Source organism: Alkalihalobacillus trypoxylicola (genome assembly GCF_001590785.1).
GTDB classification, from domain to species: Bacteria; Bacillota; Bacilli; order Bacillales; family Bacillaceae_D; genus Alkalihalobacillus; species Alkalihalobacillus trypoxylicola.
Genome location: NZ_LTAO01000023.1, coordinates 359856 through 384163 on the forward strand (window position 1 = coordinate 359856; position 24308 = coordinate 384163).

At 36.6% G+C, this 24308-nt stretch carries 20 protein-coding genes; 3 read left to right on the plus strand and 17 right to left on the minus strand.

Annotated features, from left to right (window positions below; translation table 11 throughout):
- Positions 1 to 20 precede the first annotated feature (20 nt).
- The 9 genes from AZF04_RS14270 to codB form a co-directional block, all read right to left on the minus strand.
- A complete protein-coding gene (locus AZF04_RS14270; RefSeq protein ID WP_061949305.1) occupies positions 21 to 635 on the minus strand; it encodes an ABC-2 transporter permease in 615 nt (204 codons plus the stop codon).
- Positions 628 to 1494 carry an ABC transporter ATP-binding protein gene (locus AZF04_RS14275; RefSeq protein WP_061949306.1) on the minus strand — a complete coding sequence of 289 codons (867 nt, stop codon included), beginning with the start codon at positions 1492 to 1494 and terminating at the stop codon, positions 628 to 630. Before AZF04_RS14275 ends, AZF04_RS14270 begins: the two co-directional genes overlap by 8 nt.
- Positions 1494 to 1871: a GntR family transcriptional regulator gene (locus AZF04_RS14280; RefSeq protein WP_061949307.1), complete on the minus strand. Its 378-nt coding sequence runs from the start codon at positions 1869 to 1871 to the stop codon at positions 1494 to 1496. The genes AZF04_RS14275 and AZF04_RS14280 overlap by 1 nt, the downstream gene beginning before the upstream one ends.
- A 176-nt stretch (positions 1872 to 2047) precedes the next feature.
- Positions 2048 to 3142: a GerAB/ArcD/ProY family transporter gene (locus AZF04_RS14285; protein ID WP_061949308.1), complete on the minus strand. Its 1095-nt coding sequence runs from the start codon at positions 3140 to 3142 to the stop codon at positions 2048 to 2050.
- A gap of 22 nt (positions 3143 to 3164) precedes the next feature.
- Positions 3165 to 3377, minus strand: a complete 213-nt coding sequence (locus AZF04_RS14290) for a hypothetical protein (protein ID WP_061949309.1) — start codon at positions 3375 to 3377, stop codon at positions 3165 to 3167.
- A gap of 4 nt (positions 3378 to 3381) precedes the next feature.
- Entirely contained in the window at positions 3382 to 4584 is a 1203-nt protein-coding gene (locus AZF04_RS14295; protein ID WP_061949310.1) for a Ger(x)C family spore germination protein, read from the minus strand.
- Positions 4577 to 6133 carry a spore germination protein gene (locus AZF04_RS14300; RefSeq protein ID WP_061949311.1) on the minus strand — a complete coding sequence of 519 codons (1557 nt, stop codon included), beginning with the start codon at positions 6131 to 6133 and terminating at the stop codon, positions 4577 to 4579. Before AZF04_RS14300 ends, AZF04_RS14295 begins: the two co-directional genes overlap by 8 nt.
- 202 nt (positions 6134 to 6335) lie before the next feature.
- A complete protein-coding gene (gene codA, locus AZF04_RS14305) occupies positions 6336 to 7604 on the minus strand; it encodes a cytosine deaminase (protein WP_061949312.1) in 1269 nt (422 codons plus the stop codon).
- Positions 7573 to 8850, minus strand: a complete 1278-nt coding sequence (gene codB, locus AZF04_RS14310) for a cytosine permease (RefSeq protein WP_061949313.1) — start codon at positions 8848 to 8850, stop codon at positions 7573 to 7575. Before codB ends, codA begins: the two co-directional genes overlap by 32 nt.
- A 460-nt stretch (positions 8851 to 9310) precedes the next feature.
- On the opposite strand from codB, the gene AZF04_RS14315 reads away from it, so the two are divergent.
- Positions 9311 to 10687 carry an ABC transporter substrate-binding protein gene (locus AZF04_RS14315; protein WP_061949314.1) on the plus strand — a complete coding sequence of 459 codons (1377 nt, stop codon included), beginning with the start codon at positions 9311 to 9313 and terminating at the stop codon, positions 10685 to 10687.
- Between the two features lie 205 nt (positions 10688 to 10892).
- Complete coding sequence (locus AZF04_RS14320; protein ID WP_061949315.1) at positions 10893 to 13973, plus strand: ATP-binding protein; 3081 nt, start codon at positions 10893 to 10895, stop codon at positions 13971 to 13973.
- 149 nt (positions 13974 to 14122) lie between these two features.
- Here AZF04_RS14320 and AZF04_RS14325 read toward each other — a convergent pair whose 3' ends face one another.
- The gene (locus tag AZF04_RS14325) at positions 14123 to 14722 is read right to left on the minus strand and encodes a DUF4352 domain-containing protein (protein ID WP_061949316.1); all 600 of its coding nucleotides are present in this window, start codon (positions 14720 to 14722) and stop codon (positions 14123 to 14125) included.
- Between the two features lie 223 nt (positions 14723 to 14945).
- Here AZF04_RS14325 and AZF04_RS14330 point away from each other — a divergent pair, with 223 nt between their 5' ends.
- A complete protein-coding gene (locus AZF04_RS14330) occupies positions 14946 to 16415 on the plus strand; it encodes an alpha-L-fucosidase (protein WP_235599994.1) in 1470 nt (489 codons plus the stop codon).
- 155 nt (positions 16416 to 16570) lie between these two features.
- On the opposite strand, the gene AZF04_RS14335 is transcribed toward AZF04_RS14330, so the two are convergent.
- From AZF04_RS14335 to AZF04_RS14365, 7 genes are all read right to left on the minus strand, one after another.
- Positions 16571 to 17563: a DUF4179 domain-containing protein gene (locus AZF04_RS14335; protein ID WP_061949318.1), complete on the minus strand. Its 993-nt coding sequence runs from the start codon at positions 17561 to 17563 to the stop codon at positions 16571 to 16573.
- Positions 17556 to 18089 (minus strand): sigma-70 family RNA polymerase sigma factor, encoded by a 534-nt coding sequence (locus AZF04_RS14340; RefSeq protein WP_061949319.1) that lies wholly within the window; start codon positions 18087 to 18089, stop codon positions 17556 to 17558. The genes AZF04_RS14335 and AZF04_RS14340 overlap by 8 nt, the downstream gene beginning before the upstream one ends.
- Positions 18090 to 18245: 156 nt before the next feature.
- Positions 18246 to 19427 carry a metal-dependent hydrolase family protein gene (locus AZF04_RS14345; protein ID WP_061949320.1) on the minus strand — a complete coding sequence of 394 codons (1182 nt, stop codon included), beginning with the start codon at positions 19425 to 19427 and terminating at the stop codon, positions 18246 to 18248.
- The gene (locus tag AZF04_RS14350) at positions 19428 to 20807 is read right to left on the minus strand and encodes a M20/M25/M40 family metallo-hydrolase (protein WP_061949321.1); all 1380 of its coding nucleotides are present in this window, start codon (positions 20805 to 20807) and stop codon (positions 19428 to 19430) included.
- Positions 20808 to 20820: 13 nt separating this feature from the next.
- Complete coding sequence (locus AZF04_RS14355; RefSeq protein ID WP_061949322.1) at positions 20821 to 22443, minus strand: ABC transporter substrate-binding protein; 1623 nt, start codon at positions 22441 to 22443, stop codon at positions 20821 to 20823.
- A gap of 15 nt (positions 22444 to 22458) precedes the next feature.
- The gene (opp4C, locus tag AZF04_RS14360; protein WP_061949323.1) at positions 22459 to 23340 is read right to left on the minus strand and encodes an oligopeptide ABC transporter permease; all 882 of its coding nucleotides are present in this window, start codon (positions 23338 to 23340) and stop codon (positions 22459 to 22461) included.
- Positions 23341 to 23355: 15 nt separating this feature from the next.
- The gene (locus tag AZF04_RS14365; protein WP_061949324.1) at positions 23356 to 24306 is read right to left on the minus strand and encodes an ABC transporter permease; all 951 of its coding nucleotides are present in this window, start codon (positions 24304 to 24306) and stop codon (positions 23356 to 23358) included.
- Positions 24307 to 24308: the final 2 nt, after the last annotated feature.

Below are 24308 nucleotides of genomic sequence, written 5' to 3' on the forward strand. Positions count from 1 at the left end.
ACTTTTCCTCCTTTTTTTATTTAAAACTCTTTAGATTGATAGATTTTGATTGATAAAATCCAGGATAGTACATACAGTAAAATACCTACAGGAATCATGAAGCTCTTGAAGCCTTCTGCTATAAGATGGTAAAAGTTAGACAGTGCTTCAAATATATAGTCTACCTGCTTTCCGTTCATAAACTCTAAAACACCAAAGCCTCCTATGATGAGGATAACCGCCATTATAATGACTGTTTGAAAATTAAATTTATAGATTAGAGGCATAACAAGAGCAGAAATGATTAAAATGATTAAATAACTGACCGCCATCATCGAGAAATCAAATGAATAGTCGGTACGGTTCATTACATGATGTCCTATCAAATAAATAATGATGAGAGGCAATGGAAAAAACAAAACAACTAAATACCTGGCACTGACGATTTCTTTCCTTGTATAAGGTAATGAAAGAAAGAGTAATTGAGCTTTATCCTTTTGATCACTATAGAATGCTGTTGCCAAGAATACTAAACCAATAAAAACGACAATAAAATAAGGGTGAAGTCCAGAAAAGATGTAAATTAGGATTAGTATTGGATAAAAAATAAAGCTCATCCTTTGCAAAAATAAATCCTTTTTTATTAAATTAAGCATGTGCTCTCCGCCTTTTCGTAAAATACATGATGTCTTCTAGGCTCGCTTTTTCTATTAAAACCTCTTCTCCAAATAGATTTTCTACATTAAGTACTTGATTCGTTAAGGCTTCAAAGCTAGAATTTGATTTTTCAATCGATAAAAATTCACGTTCTGTATCTTGATCAAGAAGCTCTATATTTCCTCTAACTACAGCAAACTCTTTTTCTATCTGATAAAATTCCTTTGTAAAAACATGTGCTCCTTGGTCAATAAAGGTAATATAATCGGCAATCCGATCCATATCGGTCGTAATATGTGAGGAGAAAAGGATAGATTTATTTTCATCTAGCATTAATTCTCGTAATAATTGTAAAAACTCTCTCCGAAAAGTAGGGTCCAGCCCAGCAGTCGGCTCATCCATTAATAGAAGCTCCGCTTGGTGTGAAAGGGCAAATGCCAAGGACGCCTTCATTTTCATCCCTTTAGAAAATTTGTTGATTGATTGCTTTTGTGGTAATTCAAATTTGTCTAGATAGTATTGGAAATCGGATTCTTCCCATCCTCCATAAGCAGGTGCTATTATTTTTTTTATTTCATGAATCGACATCGATTCGAATAAAATATTTTCATCAAAAACAACACCGATTCTCTCTTTAATCTCTTTTTCGTGCTTTTGAAGGTCTAAACCAAATATAGAAATTTGACCACTATCAGGCTTAATTAAGTTTAATAGCATCTTCAAAATCGTTGTCTTCCCCGATCCATTAGCACCAATAAAACCAGTAACAAAGCCTTTTTTTATCGAAAAGGACATATTTTGTAATTGAAATTCCTTAAAACTCTTACTCACATCATTCATCTGGATAACGTTTTCCATTAGGATTCCTCCTCGTAAAGCAATGACATCATTTCCATTAATTCTTCTAACGAAATATTTAAATCCTTAGCATTCTGAATGGCATCCACTAATTTTTCTTCCACCACTTTTAATTTCCTTTCTTTGAAAATCTCTTGATTTTGTTCGGATACAAATGACCCTTTGCCAACTATTGAATAAATGAAACCAAGCTTTTCTAGTTCCTCATACGCTCTTTTGGTTGTAATCACACTGATTTGTAGCTCTTTTGCTAGTTGCCTCATTGAAGGAAGTGCTGCCCCTTCAACTAAAGAACCTGTTAAAATCTTGTTTTTTATTTGATGACTAATTTGTTCATAAATAGGCTCTTTTGATTGATTTGAAATCATAATATGCATGTAGCATAACCTCGCATTATATTGTATATATACTATATACACAATATACACATATATCAAACATAAATCAACTAGAAAAAAGATTTTCTTCTAAAAATAAGCAGTAATCGCTGCTTGCTCCAACAAAAAAAGCCTGCTGTACCCCGCATTTACAAAGATATAACAAGCTTTCCTCATTATGAACTTTTTATCGTTTTTTTCTTTAGGCGAATCATAATAGCAAGTAATAAAGGGATGAATCCACCAACAATAAAAACAAAAGAAACCCAAGGTAAACCTACTTGATAAATAATGGAGCTTGCATTTGGAGATACGGCTTGTGCAATCGCAAATATGATAAATACAATAGGGAAAATTAACATACGATAGCTTGATAATTTAAATAAATGCTCAAGTAATTTTAACCCGATATAAATCATTAAGCACAATTTAATAAAAGAGGTCATAATCCATTGAATCGCAATAAAAACTTCTATCCTTTGCAAAAAGTCACCTATATATATTTTTTTAACTACAAAGAAATTCGGAAAGTTAATAATAGAGGTGAGCTGTGGACCAATCGTTAAGATCGTAATTAAGACTTTAAACACTAATATAATGCCACCAAAAATAACGCCTACATACATAGCTTTTTTTGCTTTTTCTGATTGATTAACCATTGGGTATATGGTGAGAAGTAAGGAAAGCTCAAGAAATGGTATGGATGTCATTAGTAATGAGCCTTTGAAAACCCTTGGAAATCCCTCTTCTAAAATAGGAGTTAAAAAATCAAAATTGAAATCCTTTACAGATAGAAGGATGGTAATAAATACTATAATAATGACCATTGGAAAGAGTATTTCTGCCGTTCTCGCTAGTACCTCTATTCCATATATCATCGCAATTAAAGCCGGTACTAAAATGAGAAATTGAATCGCATAAATAGGTGTTTCAGGAATGATTTGCGACTTTAGAAAATCACCTACATCTCTTAAAGTTAGGCTAGCTATGTAAAGCGATAATAAGCTAAAAACCAAAATGAAAAGACCACCGATTACTTTTCCAAAAGCACTTTCTAAAAGTAACCCAAATGATTGCTGATTTCCCTTTCTATAAACCTTAGAATAAATAAAAACGAAAATTAAACCAAAACCTATTGCCATTAAAGCAGATAACCAAGCATCCTGCTTGGCTAGTCCCACTAAAGCGGATGGCAAAACAAGTATAGAGCTTCCTAAAACGTATAAAGTAATTAATATCATGAATTGATAAGAAGATATTTGAATAGGCATTCACTTTAGCTCCTTTAATAGGTTAGTGATCAGGAAAAAACAATCCGATAAAATCAAAAGGATCTGGCAAGCTCCCCTTTCTACTTAAAATGAAATGGAGAGATAACGCAAAAATAGTAAAAACAATATAGATGGCCCATTCTTTCAGCTTCAAGCCTTTTCTAATTAAATAAAAAACATCAAAAATCACCATGACAACGATAAGCAAAACGACAAATTTAAGCGGCCATATCACTTTTTCATTCTCCTTTCAGAAAATGATTGATGGATTGAGTCATATTTCCTTTACTTCTAATATTCATATCAACGACAACCTCGACTTCCACTTCCTTAAACTTTTCATTCCAGTTTTTTTCTACACCTTCCCAAAATGGTTTATCTTCAACATGAAACTTTTCACCAAAACCAAAAATATCGATACCGTATTCTTTCGCTTTATTAATCGAAGCATGGATTTCTTCCTTTATTTTTTCACCTGTCTTTTTCTCTAAATCCTCCATAATTTGATCCGATTCAAACGTAATAGGACACGTTGCATGTCCAATTTGCGCATCAGCTTTTATTTGTATTTTGGCATTTAATGGTCTTGGTTTTGTCTCTACAGTAATTTTACTTTGAGTAGCCAAAACCTCTACTCCAATTGTTCCTTTTTCACAAGGAACATCGACAATCGTGCTTTTAATCTCTCCTTTTATAAAGTTATAACCTCTACTTTGTTGATCATTTAAGTAGCCTATTAATTGATCTCCATTAAAAACGGCTAAATCATTGTTTGTTGTTAAAGCTGGTAGTACACTGTGCTGCATACTTTCTATCGTTTCTCCTTTCTTTTGATTTCCCGTTATATATACAGTTGGTAATACCCCCATATTTCCTTTGCTCATAATAGAATTCACTAAGGTATCCACTGTAACTAATGAAGTAGTTCCCCAAGCCTCAAACGACGCTTTTAAAGATTGTTGTATTTCATTAGCTGGTATTTTATCGAGTATCGTTAAGACCTCTAATACATCTTGTGCTCGATGATTCCGAGCAACTAAAAAATAAAAATCTGCTCTAAACTCATGATCACGAATGAGAAAGTCTAAGCTCTCTGCCACACCTTTTTTGGCTAGATCTTCCCCTAAAATAATGACTTTTGTATAGGCTTGATACAACTTTCTTGGCAACTGAGTCGTCAGCTTACGGAATGCTTCAATAATGGTTTTTCCTTCTGCATGATAGACAACAACAGGGCTATAGGCACTTTGCCCTGTTTCTTGAAGAGCAACAGCAGTCGGGTTAATGACCTGCACCGTTACTAAAAAGTTCTCGTCGTCTGTGTAATCAATTCCTAACGCAGCAGATATGGATAATTCATTTAATTCTCTACTGTTCCAGCAGCCTGATAGAGTACAAATGACTAAAAAAAGGATTAAGATTTTTTTGATTTTTTTATTCATCGCTATTTCCGCCCATTTTTTGTGTGTTCGAGTTGGAGCTCGTTCTCATTTTATTATCATGATTCAATAGCTTTGGTCGTTTGTTCATCATCCAAATCGGCAATCTTAAGATACTATCCTTTTGGTCCTGCAAATTAAATGGCGCTATCGGAGACATATAGGGAATTCCAAAAGAGCGTAAGCTACAAAGATGTAGCAAAATAATTAAGCAGCCAACAGCAATTCCATAAAGCCCGAAAGTTGCTGATAAAAGCATCATTGGAAACCTTAGCATTCGAAAGGAAATACTCATGCTGAAGGTTGGAATAACAAAGCTCGAAATCGCTGTAATTGCAACAATAATAACCATCGCTGCAGATACTAAACCTGCTTCAACTGCGGCTAAGCCAACCACTAACGTACCGACAATCGATACTGCCTGTCCGACTGCACGAGGCATCCTTAGTCCAGCCTCCCGTATGATTTCAAAAGCAATTTCCATAATAATCGCTTCTACAAAGGCGGGGAAGGGTACTCCTTCTCGCTGAGAGTACAGACTGACTAATAAGGTAGGAGGAAGCATTTCATGGTGAAAAGTGGTAATAGCTATATATAATGAAGGGGCTAATAAAGATAAAAATAAAGCAACGAGCCTTAAAATTCTTAACAAACTAATATAATCGAATCGCTGATAATAATCTTCAGGAACTTGATAAAACTCTATAAACAAAGCAGGGACAACCAATACAAAAGGCGTCCCATTTACTAGGATAGCAATTCTGCCTTCTAACAATTTACCAGCAACCTTATCAGGTCTTTCAGTATTCAAAATCGTAGGAAAGGGTGTCAATGTTTTATCCTGAATTAATTCTTCAATATATCCACTTTCTAAAATCGAATCGATATCGATCTTTTTTAATCTACGCATTACTTCATCTACTAAATCCTGCTCTGCAATATGATCCAAATAAACAACCGAAACCTCGGTATTGGTCGTAGTGCCTATTTCCATAGAAATAACCCTTAAGTGAATCGAGCGAATTCGTTGCCTGATTAGAGCTGTATTCGTTCGAATGACTTCTGTGAAGGAATCTCTTGGTCCTCTCACTAAAACCTCTGTTTCAGACTCTTGAATAGCGCGCTCCTTAAAGCTTTTTGTATCAATTCCGAGACAGTGATCAAAACCTTCAACGAGTAAGACTGTATAACCATTTAACAGCCTCCCTTGAACCGTTTCGATATTCTCTAAAATTTCTATATAACCAATCGAGATATACTTTTTAATCTGAAGTATATCCTCTAATTGAATATCGTGGCTTACTTTTTCAACGGTTAATGACTTAATAATAAATTCTTCAACGCTATGTGAATCAGCAATTCCTTCAATATAAACAATGGAGCAATCATTTTTGAACAGTGAGGTAGATACTTCCCTAATGATCAAATCACTATCGTTCTTAAAAGTACTTTCTAGTACAGAAATATTTTGTTTATTACTTTTAGATAAAGCTAAAGTAGAGGTTGATTTGGTCTGCTCATCTTTTGGTTTGTTTCTCGATGCTTTGGTCATAGAACGATCCTCTCTTTGGGAAGTATACTTTCCTTATTGTGGAACTAAACAATCATTTATATTCTTGAAAATATAAAATAATCTATAGTGGATATGAGCATGTATAGCATTCCATTTCGTCGTTAATCACATGATGATTAGAACTTATAAGCAAAAAAAAAGCAGCTAGAGTTACTCCCTAGCTACTTACTGTATGTTTTTATTATTTCGAGAAGTTAATGTTCTGTTTTTCATCGTTCCATATAATCGATGATTGTGGGGCTTTGTTTTCAGCTATACGTTTCCCAGCACGAAAAGAGTGAGTGACCATTGCTTGTCTGCGAATTAACTCATATTCATTTTGAGCATCTACTACAATAAAATGAGCCGGCTTCCCTACCTCAATCCCATATTGATTCTCCACATTTAATGCTTTTGCACTATTATGTGTAATTAGATTAACTGATTGAACAATCTCCTCATAGCCTAACAATTGCGAGGCATGGATTCCCATGTGCAGAACCTGCAGCATGTTTCCAGTTCCAAGTGGATACCACGGGTCAAAAATATCATCATGTCCAAAACAAACATTCAAACCGGCACCTAACAATTCTTTGACGCGAGTTAATCCTCTTCTTTTTGGATATGAATCAAATCGACCCTGCAAATGGATATTGACCAGAGGGTTAGAAACAAAGTGAATATTAGACATTTTCAATAAGCGAAATAGTTTAGAAGTATACGCATCATTATAAGAGCCCATTGCTGTCGTGTGACTGGCTGTGGTCAGGTGGCCCATCTCTCTTTCATAAGCTTCCTTCGCAACCACTTCTACAAATCTTGATTGCTCATCATCAATCTCATCACAATGAATATCAATCAACTTATTGTATTTCTCAGCTAAATCAAAGGCAACCTTCATAGAATCGACCCCGTATTCTCGCGTCAACTCAAAATGAGGAATACCTCCTACTACATCGGCCCCCATCTTTAAAGCTTCTTCTAATAATTCGACACCGTTAGGGAAAGACAGAATTCCCTCTTGGGGAAATGCAACGAGCTGCAAATCCACTAATGAAGACATTTCCTCTTTCACTTCCAATAAAGCCTTCAAAGCGGTTAGATTTGGGTCGGTAACATCTACATGAGTTCGTACAAACTGAATTCCTTGAGCTACCTGCCACGTTAATGCCTTTTTAGAACGCTCTTTTACATCTTCATGTGTTAAAAGCGGCTTTCTTTCTGTCCATCTTTGTATTCCTTCGAATAAGGTTCCACTAACATTCCACGATGGCTCTCCTGCCGTTAACGTACTATCTAAATGAATATGAGGCTCAATAAACGGAGGTAATACTAATGAACCTTTTACATCTAAAACTTCTTTGTTGGAGTTCTCTATTTCCTCCTTGGTAATGGTTAAAAATTGTCCCTTTTCGATTTCAATATTCCAAAGCCCTTCTTTATTGTGCAGCTTTGCGTTCAAAATAATCATGATTTATCACCGATTCCTTTTTTTTAGCTTTCTTCTCTGCAATTAAGCTTGAAACTAAATAGACGATTGCCGTACTAATTAATGCATTTAATGGTGCTATTCCAGGAAGCAATTGTGTACATGCGATTCCTGATGCCCATGCTATTATAGCCGGCCAATTCACTACTTTATAAACTCTTTCCTTCATACTACGATATTCTTTAGACTTTATAAAATAATCCATGATAAGGATAGCCCCTATCGATGGAATCGCTATTCCAAGAATATTTAAGAAGCCTACGAAATTGTTATACATCCACATAGCTAATATTGTACCAATTAATCCATTTATGATAACAAACCATTTTTTAGGTAGCTTTGTAATATGAGCAAATCCTAACCCTGATGCATATAAAGCATTATCATTCGTTGTCCATATATTTAGACCTAAAACGATAATAGCCGGAAGCATTAGCCCTTGTAGAAACATGACTTCAGATATCTCTGCTATTCCATATACCATTGCTCCTACTGCTCCGAATAAAAACATGAGCGAGTTTCCTAAAAAGAAAGCGATAGTTGTTGCACTCACTGCCTGTGTTGATGTTTTCGCAAAGCGAGCAAAATCTGGAGTCAAAGTTCCCCCACTAATAAATGAACCGATACAAATGGCAAGAGCTGCTGAGATAGCCATTGTTTGAGTAGGCTCATAGCTCATAAGGCCTTGGATTCCACCTATCTCTCCTACACCCTCTAAAACCGAATATCCTCCTAAAATAGCAATCGCTGGCACAGCTACAAAGCCAAGTATGACGAGTGTTTTAATCCCGAATATCGCTGATATCGTCATCGCTATACCAAATATAAAAATGAGCGCATATACATTCCAGCCCATTACTTCCGCGACAGGTACAGCAAACATAGCAATCCCAACTCCAAACCAGCCTACCTGTGTAAAACCTAGCAAAAAGGAAGGTAGATAGGAGCCTTTTTCTCCAAAAGCAGCCTTTGCTAATAAATGAGTAGAAAATCCAGTTTTAGCAGCAATATGTGCTAGTGCTCCTGTATATAACCCTAGTATCAAATTTCCACCAAGTACAACAAGTAAAAATTGAGAAAAGCTCATACTTATTCCTAACTGCCCACCAGCTAGCATACTGGCTGAAAAAAAAGTAAATCCTAGCATCACTGATAATGTCTTTAAAAAATGATTCCTCTCTGTTTTAGGCACTGCTTGCCATGAATATTCTTGGTCGTTTTTTAACATGATGATCTCCTCCAAGCTTAAGTACCACAAACAGAAAAAAGGCTAATTATCAGTAGATCTGACAATTAGCCTTCAAATTTGCAGAATCATACCTACAAATGTGTGTAATTTCATCACATTCGTAAGCCTGTCCATCCGCAAATGTCCGCTGTCCTTGTCAGCCTCTCTGGACTGATTTAAAGGTACCTTATTTAATTAGCTATATTATTACAGGTGCAAACTTACTTCGTCAAGTATCAATTTTCTAATCGTCACCTACCCCTTATTAGCACTGGTATTAGTAATTTTTTACAGTTGTCTCACCACCTATTCATCATCTGCCAGCTCTTTCTATTTTATATAAAAAATAGAATATCACAGGTCAAAAAACTACATGTAATCGGGTTGTTGCTCAACTATTGTAAGCGCTATATTTATTTTAATGATTTTTACTATTAATTTATTATAGAGGGGGACTATCATGAAAATTTGGAAGGTTTTATTGCTAAGTTCATTAATGCTAATCCTATTTGCTTGCAGTAATGATGCGGACACTACAGCTAGTGAAGAACCAGTCTTAGAAGATGAAACGGATGTAGTTGATGAAGGTTCGGATGAACCAGAGGCAGAAGCAGAAAATTCAAATCCTAATGCAACACCAGAGATGGATTTTGATATGGAAGGCAGAGTAATTAAGGTCGTATCTTGGTACGATGAGGCTATTCCTGATAATAGTCCAGACAATATAGCTCGACTCGAAAACCTTGAAGAATTAAAAGAAAAGCATAATTTCGATATTGAATATATTACGGTTGATTATGGTGAATACCGAGACAGGGCGACCGCCGCGTTTATGGCAAGAGAGCCTCTTGGAGATATTATGAGACTTCCAAGACCATGGATGATTCCTACTTTAACCAAGCAGGATATGTTTGAACCGTTAGATGAATATGTTACAAACGATAATGCATTTGTTTTAGAATATACAAATGATTTTTCCCAATATGATGGAAAGGGCTATGGCTTTAGAATTGGCATCATGGGAGCTGCTTCGGGCATTTTTTACAACCGAACTTTACTCGATGAGCTGGGAATGAAGCCGTTACAAGAGTATATTGAAGAAGACAATTGGAATTGGGAGACCTTTATAGAAGTAGCAAGAGAAGCCAACCAGGATACAGATAACGATGGCAATATTGATACGTTCGGACTGGCTACTAGCAGTATAGTCGTTCAAGCGTTAGCCTCAAATGAAGCTAGTCTCGTTAATGGAAATGAGCAATCTTTAGACGACCCCAAAACGGTGGAAGTTCTAGAATTCATTTCAAAATTAGACACAGAAAATATCGCAAGACCTACCCAAGGAGGAGACTGGACAGAGCCTAAACAGTTCTTTTTAGAAGGAAACACGCTCTTGTATGCAGGAAGTGATTATGAGGCCAATGACTTTAATGAAGGTCTTGCTGAATATGATATCGGCTTCTTACCATTTCCTAAAGGTCCAAGTGCATCAAGCTATCACAGCCATAATACGATCCCTAACTACTATACAATCCCAACAGGGACTGATGACCCTGATAAGTTAGTGTATCTATGGGAAAAAATATATGATATTGAATCGATTTATGATTATCCGAAACAGCCAGATTTGGAAACCTTCTTTTCAAATGAAGACGATATTAACAACGCTCGACTAGCATCTGAAAGCATGCAGATTATCGAACAAATCGACTACTATCCTTCTATGCCCTATTATGAATTTGTAGATGAACTTCGCGAAGGCGTATCAGTCTCAACATTAATCGAATCGTATCAAGCACCTTTCCAATCAGCTATAGACGAAATTTGGAACGATTAAACTTAAAATAAGTTGAAAACCAGCTTTCAAGCTTAAATGGGTTTCAAAGGATTATCCTTTGGGACCTTATTTTTTGCCTTCCTTCATCATTTGTTTTGGTCGATTAATAAAATCGAGACAGATGCTTCTTCTAGACTTATAATTACACTATACTTACACAAACCCCTTTGGTAAGCACAAACGGGAATTTAGATGAGGTATCTATATGTCAAAAAAGAAGATGTTTATCCTTTTATTTGCTTTTATGGTTGTTCTTATAGGCTTTAGGTCTATTTGGTTTTTTAATTCCTTACAAACGGACCAGCCCTTTGCTGAAGATGGGTTACTCGACTTAACTAAAGTGGATATGGATCATCGTGATATTTTCACCTTAAATGGTGAATGGACGTTTTATCCAAATGTTTGGCTGACACCTGAGCTTGCAGAGGATTCAACTACACTACCTGAAGCAGCTGCGATTAAAGTTCCTAGTAACTGGTTCTCTAATGATTCCTTTAATAAGAATATGAAAGATGGCACCTACCGATTAACGATTCAGGTTGATGATGATCAAATTAGAAAATATGGCTTGAAAATACGGAGAATTTATCACGAGTTTGCTCTATATGTGAATGGAGAGTTAGTCGAGCAGAAGGGAAATCCTTATCATACTACTTCTTCTAACGATTCAACACTAGTGCCATCCGTAACCACAGTTATGTCGGACTCAGAAGGTACAATCGACCTCTTACTCGCTGTTTCCGCTAGTGAGGCCATTTATGATGGCGGAATAATCGGGTCTGTTCGATTTGGTACGGAAAAAGCTATTATGAACGATCATACTACAACCTCTTTTCTTCAGCTAATGATGGCGGTTATTATGTTCTTACATAGCGCTTATACCTTGATTTTATTTTTAATCAAATCAAAGAGAAAGGAAATTCTCTATTTCTCGGTCGCAAGCTTTTTTGCTGGTTGTTCAGTCCTTGTTAGCGATGATCGCTTTTTATTAGAGTGGTTCCAGCTTGATATAGAGCTCTTACTAAAGCTTCTCTATTTTTCCTATACAAGCCTCTCTCTCTTTTACTTACTTTTTATGAAAAGCTTTTTTAAGGTTAATCGTTTAAACCCATTGATTTATACATTGACTATCCTCTCTGGAATTTATGCTTTATTTATTCTCATTGCACCGCTTTATCTCGTTAGAGAATGGTCGTTTTTGTTAACTGGAGTTTTATTCTCCTCCTTTTTTACCATCGCTTTTCTTTGCTTGCAGCTCCTTTTAAGAAGAGAGCGAGACTCATTATTTTTATTACTTGCTGCCATTTGTGTTGTATCAAGTGTTTTCTGGGGCGTACTTAAAAGTAACGCAGCCATTATTAGTGAATCTTTTGCTGTAATGTTTGATCCAAATTTTTATCCACTTGATTTCATACTAGCATTTATTTGCTTTTCTACTTTTTGGTTTCTGCAATTTTTCCGTGCCGGTGATCATAATGTTGAACTTGTTCATAAGCTCCATAAAGAGCATGAACGCAAGGATCAGTTTTTAGCGAATACGGCTCATGAGCTGCGTAATCCACTCCATGCAATGCTCAATATGGCACAAGCCGTAAGCGAAGACCATCATAATCAGCTTTCATTAAAGGGAAAGGATGAGCTTAAACTCCTAATGACAGTTGGTAGAAGGATGTCTTATTTACTGAACGACTTAATTGATGTAACAAAAATGGAGCAAATGCCCTTAAAATTAAATCAAGAGTCTCTTGAACTAAAGCCCGTTATCAAATCAGTTATTGATATGCAAACCTTTATGATGCAGGAGAAAAAGGTACCGATCACATTAGAAATTCCTGATTCCTTCCCTCCTGTTTATGCAGACCAAAATCGACTCATTCAAATTTTGTTTAACTTACTACATAATGCAGGGAAATTTACAGATGAGGGCCAGATTGATGTCCTTGTTCAACCCAAAAAAGAGTTTGCTATCATTACGGTTCAGGATACTGGTATTGGCATTAATAAGGAAAGACAGAAACAAATTTTTGAACCTTATGAGCAAGGAAACAACAGCTCTTATGATGAAAGTGGCGGGCTTGGACTCGGTTTAAGTATCTGTAAACAGCTAGTAGAGTTACATGGTGGTACCTTAACCGTTCAATCGACTCCTTTTATAGGTTCCAGCTTTGCTTTTTCTCTTCCTTATGCCAGTGAGCTGCCACAGAAAGATGCTCCTTCTATTTTCTCAGTCGTACAAATGGAAATAGCAGGAACGACTTCTAATATAGAGGAGAAACAAGCATCATCTCTTCTAAAAAGTAAGGCAAAAATATTAGCCATTGATGATGATCCACTTAACTTAAAAGTCCTAAAGAGCATCCTGTCATCGGAGAATTATAAGCTGGAGACAGCTTTAACTCCACAAATAGTCATGGAACGTATCGATGAGGACTGGGATTTAATCATTGCCGATGTCATGATGCCTGCAATGTCAGGATATGAGCTTACGAAAAGAATTCGTCAACAATACACAATATCTGAACGACCCATCTTACTATTAACAGCTCGTAATCAGCCTGAGGATATTTACAACGGGTTCCTCTCTGGGGCCAACGATTATGTCGTTAAGCCCGTTGATTCTCTAGAATTAAAAGTAAGAACCGAAGCGCTTATTCATTTAAAGCATTCGGTGCATGAGAGGTCTCGATTAGAAGCCGCTTGGCTACAAGCTCAAATCCAACCGCATTTTCTATTTAATACGTTAAATACGATTGCCTCCCTTAGTGAAATCGATACAGAGAGAATGTCAAAAATGCTCCAAGCATTTGGTCACTATTTACGAGCCAGCTTTGATGAACGCAACTTAAATCAACTAGTGCCTCTTAAGCATGAAATTGATTTGTTGAAATCCTATCTTCATATTGAGCAAGAACGTTTCGGCAGTCGGTTAATAGTGAAATGGACGCTCGATCCAAACATTACCTGTCAAATTCCACCTTTATCTATTCAGCCGATTGTGGAAAATGCGATTCGACATGGGGTTTTAAAAAGGCGAGAAGGAGGACAAGTTGAAATTACGATCAAAAGAGAAATGACCTCGATTCGTATGACAATTTCTGATAATGGTATGGGTATGACGGCAGAAAAAATTAAAGAGATTTTCTCGCCTAGCCATCACCACCATGGCATTGGGCTCCTTAATACTGATACTCGTTTAAAGCAGTTATACGGAACGGGACTTTTAATCGAAAGCAAACCAAACATAGGTACGAATATCTCTTTTGAAATACCTGATGAAAAGCATTAGTTAAATAAAAACAGGACAAGATGATACATTTTTTTAAAAGAATACCTAAAAAAGAACACCCTATATTTTAGAGGTGTTCTTTCTTCTTTTATATTCAAAAAGAGATTCCCACGTTTAGTGAGGAACCTTTAATCGTATACATTCTCCCTTTATTCAAGTGTAAATGTAAATATCGCATCATTAATTAAACCCGTACCAGCAAGCCCTGGCTTCACCCGTAGGTAGTTCTCTTCATCAATATAACCATGATAAACCGCTGTACCTGTCATTTCGTCCCCTGGTGCAATTTCTCCTTCAACGCCCTCATACTGCTCTGTATATTGGGATTGGTCAGACATACCCGACCCTTCGAGGAAATCGGTATACTCAAATACTCGTGAAGTCTCTTGAGCATCAATAGCTTCGTCTCCAATGTTCTTAATCGTAATTGAAGCAATAATATAGCCATCTAGCTCTGGTTCCTCTCCATCAAGCTCTTCCACCATTTCAACACTATTTAAAGTAAATTCAAAGGAGGAAATATTACTATGCATAATGGCTGTGTCACCTACAACGAGGTCCATCTGATCCTCTCCTGCTTCACCAGATGCTTCTTGCTCTGAATCATCATTCATTGTGTCATCTTCTTCCTCGATTACTTCGTCATTTGGCAGACTTTCACCGTTCTCGCTTCCATTAGAATCACCACAAGCTACTAACAAAAAGGAAACACCTAACAGCGGTGCAAGAAGTTTTGTTGCTACTTTCATATGTATGACATCCTCTCGTAAAATCGTTCCCTTTTGATATAGCCTAATTTCCATTTTTTAAACATTCACTACCGATATAATCCTATGTAATATCAAACACTAAAAATCTAAGAGTAGATTGATAAAATCATTTAATAGACTACTTGTTTTTTTGTAAACATTATTGATAACGCTTACATAATCAATTATAATTCTTTTAACTTATTTATTGAAGGAGGATTTGATGAAACAAGATTACTTAGAAATAATCAATAAAGTCATTGAAAACGGAAGCTTTAAAGATAATTGGAACTCCCTATCTCAATTTGAATTACCTACTTGGTACCAGAAGGCGAAATTTGGTATTTTTATTCATTGGGGAGTCTATTCAGTCCCAGCCTTTGGAAATGAATGGTACTCTCGTAATATGTACATTCAAGGATCAAAAGAGTATGAGCATCATTTAAATACTTATGGTGCCCATCAAGATTTCGGTTATAAAGACTTCATTCCTCAATTTAAAGCAGAACATTTTAATCCGGAGGAATGGTCAAAGCTTTTTAAAGATGCTGGCGCTCGTTATGTAATGCCAGTTGCTGAACATCATGATGGCTTTCAAATGTATAGAAGTAGACTATCATCATTTAATGCATATGAAATGGGACCGAAAAGAGATGTTCTTGGAGAATTAAAAAAGTCTTTAGCCAAACACGATATTGTATTATGTGCATCCTCTCACCGAGTTGAGCATTGGTTTTTTATGGGGCATGGAAAGGAATTTGATAGTGATATTAAAGAGCCGCTAAAGGAAGGCGATTTTTATTGGCCTGCCATGCCAGAACCAAATCATCATGATTTATTTAGTCAACCAGCTCCATCTGAAGATTTTTTAGAGGATTGGCTTATTCGAACATGTGAAATAGTTGACCAATATAAACCGCAAGTTATGTATTTCGATTGGTGGATACAACATAGCGCTGTTAAACCTTACTTAAAAAAGTTTGCTGCCTACTACTATAATCGTGCGAAAGAATGGGATATAGAAGTAGCCATAAATTACAAGCATGATGCTTTCATGTTTGGTACTGCTGTAGTGGATATTGAAAGAGGACAATTCTCCGATCAAAAGCCTTACTTTTGGCAAACGGATACTTCACTTGCCAAAAATTCATGGTGCTACACAGAAAATAATCAATACAAAACAGCAAATGAAATCATTTCAGATTTAGTAGATATTGTCAGTAAAAATGGTTCCTTATTATTAAATGTTGGTCCAAAAGCAGATGGAACGATTGCCGATAAAGAACGTGAGCTTTTACTTGAAATAGGTGCATGGTTAAAAGTAAATGGAGAAGCGATTTATGATACCAAAGTATGGAGAACATCAGGTGAAGGTCCGACTAAAATCAAGGAAGGACAATTTACAGATGGCGAAAGTAAATTTTTTACCGAAAAAGATATCCGTTTCACAGTAAACGGATCCTATCTTTATGCAACAGTATTAAATTATCCCGACAACGGAAGAGTCTGCATCACCTCACTTGGAGAAAAGGACGCTTCTATATTACCTCATTTTCATGGAATCATTAAAGATATTAATCTATTAGGGTTTGATGAAAAACCAACCTGGTACCGTACTGAGGAAGGTTTAGTATTGGAAACGAAGTCCGTACAAAGCGATAAACCAGTTGTAGTAAAAGTATCGATTGATTGAAGCCATTATGATTATTAAGGTGCTTAAATGGTTTAGAATATCTTAAACAAAACCACACCTTTGAAATCATCATTCTTAAAGGTGTGGTTTACGTTTTGTTCACAGGAGTTAAGCTCCATAGGACGATGTGATATCCATTATTACATCGACAGTCGTTATTTAGCCTCTATTTCAAAGATTTCATCATCGAGAATTTTTTCATGGCCTTTAGCTCTATCAATAATATATGGAATAACCTTGAGCTTTGTAACGTGACTATCTAATGCTAAAAATCTGTTATAGTTCTTGCCTCCCATAGAGCGTGCGGAGAATTCCTGTAATTCCACCCCATTTTGGTCCTCCAATTTAAAATTCACATCATTCGTAACATTTTCCATACTATAACTTAGCCTTGTTGAAACAGGAGTTAATACCAAATCCTCCACATTTACGAGCTGGTCATCCTCTATCATAAATTGCTTATCTATTGATACGATTTCCCTATCTTCCATCAGTTTTTCACCTGATGCCGTAAATGAAAAGCTCCATTTTCCTTCTATCACTTTCTTTGAATCAAATCGCTCCAAATTATGAAAAACAATTTTAATTTGTTGATTATCTTCCATTTTTACATTAGGTAGGTCATTAGTCCAAAAATAATTTACATATGAATCTGTTATTTCTTGAGGGCCTCCTCCACCACCAAGAGTAGTTATTTCACTACCATTAAGATATACCTCTATATCTGAAAACCAATTATATTCTAAGTCTTCATCTGATAATTCAGTGTGAAAGGTACTACTAATAAGAAGTTGGCCTTCATCTAATACGACTTCATTTAGTGTGACACTCATTCCATTATCTTCTACTGATTCTCCAATAACCGTTTTATAATCCTTTAAAGAGTATTCTTTTGAGTACACAAATTCCTCAAGTGCACCTCCGATAATGGGTAAATTAGATAAAGCCGCGGCCATTCCAGTTGAAAAAAAGCCTGATGCCAGTATTATTAGACATAACCCACTTACAGCTAGTAAAGAACTTTGTACGGATTCTCTAACCTTTCGTCGTTTCTTTCCTTGAAGCATAGCTATATTTTCCCTTGCCAATAGCTTCTCAACTGGTACCTCAATATCATCTATTGAACGATTAAATTTTTCTTTATTCATAGAAATAATCCTCCTTTAAAATTGGCTTAAGCTCTTTTTGCGCCCTATTTATATGAGATTTTACGGTTCCTTCAGGAAAATTCATAATAGTAGCAATTTCTTTAATGGAAAGATCGTGATAATATCTCAGCAATATAATCGTTTTGTATTTAGGATCCAAAAACTGAAAAGCTTCAGACAAATCCAGAGAATGCGCTATATGATTAATACTTTCATTAGATATGAGCTCTGAAAATATATCCTCTGAATCGGTAGTAAAAGATCGAGAATCCTTCCGAATAAAATCAATAGATTTAAAAACGATTATTTTAATAATCCAGCTTTCAAAACTCTCAGGTTTTTTTAATAACTTCAGAGAAGTGTAAGCTTTATAAATGGTTTCTTGATAGATATCAAGAGCATCTTGTTCATTTCTAACGTATGAATAGGCTGTCCGATACAACTTTGGACGTACAGAGCTTATTAATTGTTCAAACGCCTCATCATTACCTTTCTTTGCTTTTTGTACTAGCTTACTTATATCCATTCAGGTTTTCCCCTCCATTTCATAGTATAGTCGATTGGGAAGGTGAAATCGTTGCATATTTCTTTCTCTTCTCACATTTATAGCTTCTTCTCAGTAAATAAACGATAAAAAAAGTACCTCTAGACACTCTGTCTAAAGGTACTTTTAACATTTTTACTATTTTATAAATGGAGTTACTTCTTTTCCATCCTTAAATACTCGCTTTTCCTTTCGTAAAGCATCCAAATCCTTAATTGGATTCTCTTTCAATAAAAGTAAGTCTGCATAGCATCCTTCAGTAATTCTACCTCTTAATGGTCGTTGACACGCATCAGCAGCGATACTCGTTGAAGCTTGGATGACCGCCATTTTACTCATTCCTGCTGATTCCATAATCGTTAGCTCATCAAAATACTTCGAAAATGGTGTATCCGGTGCCCCGCAGTCTGTTCCTGTTGCAATTTTCACACCTAATCTAACCGCTTGCTCAAGCATCGAAAAATGAGGCTCGATCACTTTCTTTGCCTTCTCTGCACGCCATGATGCAGTCTGTTGACTAGCTGCTAAATTTCTCATAATGACCATTGTTGGCACTAAAAATGTTCCTTGCTGCTTCATTCTTTTCAAAGCTGCTTCGTTAGCAAAAATACCATGCTCTATCGTATCTATTCCTACATCTAAACAATTTTCGATTCCTTTTAACCCTTGTGCATGAGCAGAGGTGAATTTATTTTTTTTCGAAGCCTCTTCTTTTGCTGCACGCAGCTCATCGATTGTGAATTGCTCAGCTCCAGGCTCTTCACCAAATGTATGAATGCCTCCTGTAGCCATTAATTTAATCACATCGACTCCCTGTTTTAATAGTCCACGAGTCGCCTTACGTATTCCTTCTGCTCCGTCAGCCTCCATTCCAATATAATGAACATGCCCACCTGTAATACATAGTGCTGGACCAGAAGAAACGATTGTAGGACCTGGTAAAATTGAAGCATCAATCATATTCCGAACGGATAAAACCGTATTTCCTGGTGATGATAGGTCTCTTACCGTCGTTATTCCATGCTGTAAAGCAATCAACGAGTGACGATAAGCTTGAAGTGCGATATCCTCGGAGGAAGATTTACTAATACGGTCTTGGGGGTTACTAGAACCACTCCATATTAAATGCACATGACTATCGATTAAACCAGGCGTCAAATACTGACCGCTTCCATCAATGACTTCAATTTGATGAGTCGTAGGAATGCTTCCTCTTCCTACTTCTTTAATTTTCCCATCCTCAACCCATACATAAGATTCTGGAACCGCTTCGTTCGAAACGCCATCTATTAATGTCACATTTTTAATGATAAAGCTCATTTACTTAACCTCCCCCGAAAATCTCTTGATGATTTCCTTGATGTGTATAATTCCCTCTACCATATCTGCCTTTCGTATCGACTCATTTGGAGCATGATAATTTGAACCAATCCAACCAATTCCAGTACTAATAATAGGCACTTTTAAAAGGTGACCGATTTCGTACATTGGTCCAGACCCTGGATGAGTCGGAATAAGTAAGGGAGGATTCTCATATACCTCTGCTGCTGTATCTAAAACCATATCAACAAAAGGATCACTAGGATTTGAGCGATAGGCTCTTTGCCCATTAAGCTGATTAATGACAACATCTTCAAAGCCGTTATCATCTAGATGCTTTCGAAGTAATTTACTTATTTTATCAGGGTCTTGACCGGGTACTAAACGGAAATCTACTTTAGCAGCTGCCTTATAAGGGAGTACCGCCTTTGCACCCTCACCACTATATCCACTCGTAATTCCACAAAGATTCACAGTCGGTTCATAGGCTTTATCATAATTAGGATTTGTACCTCTTCGCTCAGATAAAAAAGGTTGCTTCAAGCCGAGTCTAGCTTTTATTTCCTCACCATCAAATGGTAGTGATGCAGCAGTTGCTATTTCCTGCTCTGTAGCTTTAATAATATCATCATAAAACCCTTTAATAAGCACTTGTCCGTTACTATCACGCAAAGTGGTAAGGGCATGAGTTAGCCTCCATGCGGCGTTATCTATAAAGACACCTTGAGAAGAATGTATATCAGATTCACTTGTCTGGACGGAAAGCTCAAAATAAGCCATGCCTTTTAATCCTGCAACTACATTTAAACGCTCATTCTCATCTTTATTTCCAAATTCCCAAACACAAACATCACTAGCGAAATGCTCCTGATATTGCTCCAAGCATGCAGCTAGACTCGGGCTACCAATTTCCTCTTCTCCTTCTATAAGGAACTTTATGCGACATGGTGAATATCCTAGCTCCTCCTTTAACAGCTTAACCGCCGTCAATCTTGCTATAATATCACCCTTGTTGTCACCTATACCTCTACCTATTAATAGCTCTTCCGTTTCCGTTAAACGAAATGGTTCACTATTCCACTCTTCAATCGGGTCAGCAGGCTGAACATCATAGTGATTATAAAATAAAAGGGTCTTTTCACTATCACCCTCTGGTCCAGCTTCAAATAGAACGGAAAGAACAGGAAACCCGCGGTGCTCTGTTAATACTTCAACAGAAGCACCTGCCTGTTTAAACAACTGACTTAATAGATTGATTGCTTTATCTGAACCTTTATTTTGTGCAGCAATCGATGGGATCGCGATTAATTCTTGTAATTCTTGCAGCATATTCTCCCATTGCTTCTCTAATTCAGGTATTTGATCAAACATGTATAACATAACCCCACTCTCTTTACTGAGGACCTGTAACACTCCACTTATTTAAATCATAGTGCATTCCAAGAGGTCTTGGTCCTCCAAAAGTAACATCCTTGGAGACAGCCGCAAAATCAAAATCGGAATATAACGTAATAAATGGTAGCTCGTCCTGCCACACTTCTTGAAGTTCATTATAAATTTGAAGTCTATCCTCTGCATTATCTGCTAATCTACCTGCAACAAGTAAATCCTCTGATTTCGTACTATCATAATTCATAAAGTTATAAGGTCCTTCTACACCTAGTAAACTTGAATAATCAGGATCAAGAGTAAAAGTAAAGCCCATTAGCATTAAGTCAAAATCTCCTGCGTTTGCTCTTTGCATAATGGTTGAGAAATCGAATGTAGATATTTCTACCTCAAAGCCCGCTTCTCTTAAATTTTCTGCAACGATATTCGCTGATTGCTCACGAATTTGATTTCCTGTTGGAACAAGTAACTGAAGAGGGCGATCCCAGTCAGAGCTTTCTAATAAGCTTGCCGCTTCTTCTTTGTCATATCCGATTATGTCTAAGTCCTCATTAAAATACGGGTGAAACGAAGTATATGGACCATCTATAACCTCGCCTGTTCCTTGAAGTAGCTCATCTACTAAGTATTCTCGGTTAATCGCTTTAGCAATCGCTTGGCGAACATTAGGGTCTTCAACCGTATTATGATTGAACATCATGGTTTGGAAACCAAGATTCGGTTCTAAGCTCGTTTCAATATGATCAAGCCCTTCGATTCGACTATAATCCTGAACAGGTATTTTCCCAATACTAGCAGATGCATTCATTTGCACCTCACCTGATTCAATTCGTACAGCAAAGTTCGAACCAGACATTAACTCAATATATAAAGTAGCCAATTCTGGTGCTCCACGGTAATAGTCACTATTTGCGGAGAATTGAATATATTGATCTCTCTTGTAATCTTCGAAAGAAAATGGACCACTTGTAACTGTTGGATTTAACATAAAAGGATGTTCACTTAGCTCAGACTTCTCTACATCCTCTAAAATATGTTTTGGTAATAACATCACATTAACCCCAATTTGTTCTTTCACTAAGTTAGGATCAACGGGTTGCTTTGTTGTAAACGTAAAGGTGTGCTCATCCACTTTAACTAATGAAGGAATATCACTCTCTCCTTCTGGCAACTTTCCATTGTCATCGACGCCTTCTAAAACAGCTATATAAGAACCAATTTGTGATTCTACCTCTTTGTCAGCAGCTCGATTTAATGTAAACAAAAAGTCGTCTGAAGTAATTGGTGTGCCGTCTGACCATACAGCATCCTGATTCAAGCTAATGGTAAAAGTTTGATTATCTTCTGTTTCAAAAGAATCAGCTAGCTTAGGCAAAAACTCTAAAGGCTCCTGCATGTCTAATAATGAATCAAACATAAAAGCTTGAACGAACTTAGAAGCCGCATCTCCACCATTGATCGTATTAAAGGTTAAAGGTGGATTTACTTGAGCCATAACCATTTGACTATTATTACTATCTACACCAGAAGGTGATTCTTCCGTATTTGTATCATTACTACCGCAAGCCGCTAATAGTCCGACACTTGCAATTAACGCTATTATTTTACTAAAATAATGTTTTTTCATTTTTTTTCCTCTATTCTATTGTGAATTTTTTGGATCCATTGCATCTCTTATTCCATCACCGATAAAATTAATCGATAACACCACTATGACAATCATGATACCTGGAGGCAGCCATAACCAAGGCCTATCTGCTAATATAGAAATAGATTGCGCTTCTGATAACATATTCCCCCAGCTTGCAGTTGGAGGCTGAACACCCATTCCTAAAAAGCTTAGAGATGCCTCTGTTAATATAGCGAATGCAACTCCAAACGTTGCGTTTACTAGAATTGGTGCAATAGAATTAGGTAAAATATGATTAAATAATAACCTCCATTTTGAAAAACCTAATGCTATTCCACTTCTCACAAACTCACTATTTTTTAGGGAAAGAACATTTCCTCGTACAAGTCGTGCAACTCCTGGCCACCCTAAAATCCCTAATACTAATATAATATTCGAAAGATTAGGTCCTACAATACTGACTAAAACAAGAATGACCATTAAATAGGGGAAGGATAAAAAAACATCTGTAATTCTCATCACAAGCATATCGAGCCAGCCTCCAAAAAAACCGGCAAGTGCCCCTAATATCGTTCCGATAATAATATAAATAAAGACCGTGCCCACTCCGACAATTAAAGAAATCCTCGAAGCGTATAACAAGCGACTAAACACATCTCTTCCACTTTGATCGGTCCCCAACCAATGCTCACTACCTGGAGGTAAATAAGAGCTATAAATAGTAAAAGGGTGATGGGGTGCAATGAAAGGTGCAATAAGAGCGATTATAATAATAGCTAAAAAAGAAATGCAGCCTACTAAAGCTAAACGGTGCCTCAAAAACCTTTTCAACATTGTACGGCGGTATGAATTCCCTTTTTCAACGCCTTTAGAAGGTAGCGATACTGTCTCCATTTGATTTCCTTTCTTTTAATTGTATTTTATTCTCGGATCGACAACGGCATAAAGCATATCAGTTATGGTATTTACGGAAAGAACGACAACAGCAATTAAAAGATTTAAGGCCATAAGCGTAGAGTAATCTCTCGACCCTATGGATTGAATCATCAGCTGTCCCATTCCCGGCCATTGAAATACTTGCTCTGTTATGACAGCCCCTCCAAACAGCACAGGAATATCTAACCCGATAATCGTTATGATTGGAATTAAGCCATTTCTTAAGGCATGCTTCACAATCACAACCCATTCGTGCAAGCCTTTCGCTCTAGCCGTTCTTAAATAATCCTGACCCAAAACCTCTAATATACTAGACCGCACATAACGAACCATGTTTCCTGCTATGGCTGTCCCTAAAACAGAGGCCGGTAAAATAATATGCTTCAGTAGTTCCCCAAAGCCTTGATTGGACCCTAAGCTATACATCCCTCCTGTAGGGAGTATTTGAAAAGTTAAAGCAAAAACGAATATTCCCATAATTCCTAAGAAAAAGTTAGGAATAGATACTCCTAAAAAAGAAAAAGATGTAAAGAAATAATCCATCCACGAATATTGCTTAACAGCACTAATGACCCCTATTGGAATAGCAATGCTATACGCAATAATGAGAGAAGCAAACATAAGCAAAAGGGTTGGACCAATCCGTTCAGCTACTACCTCAATCACCGGTTGGTAACTGGCTAAGGAATACCCAAAATCAAATTGTATGATGGCCAAAAGCCAACGAAAATACTGTACCCAAAAAGGATCATTTAACCCCATACTCTCCATCCGCATATCAATATCGCCTTGAGACAAGGAAGGATTTATATACATCTCTGCTGGATTACCAGGGGCGAGATTAATGATAAAAAAATTAAATATCGTAATACCGAATAATACAGGAATCGCAATGAACAATCTCTTCATGACAAAGTGAGTCATAT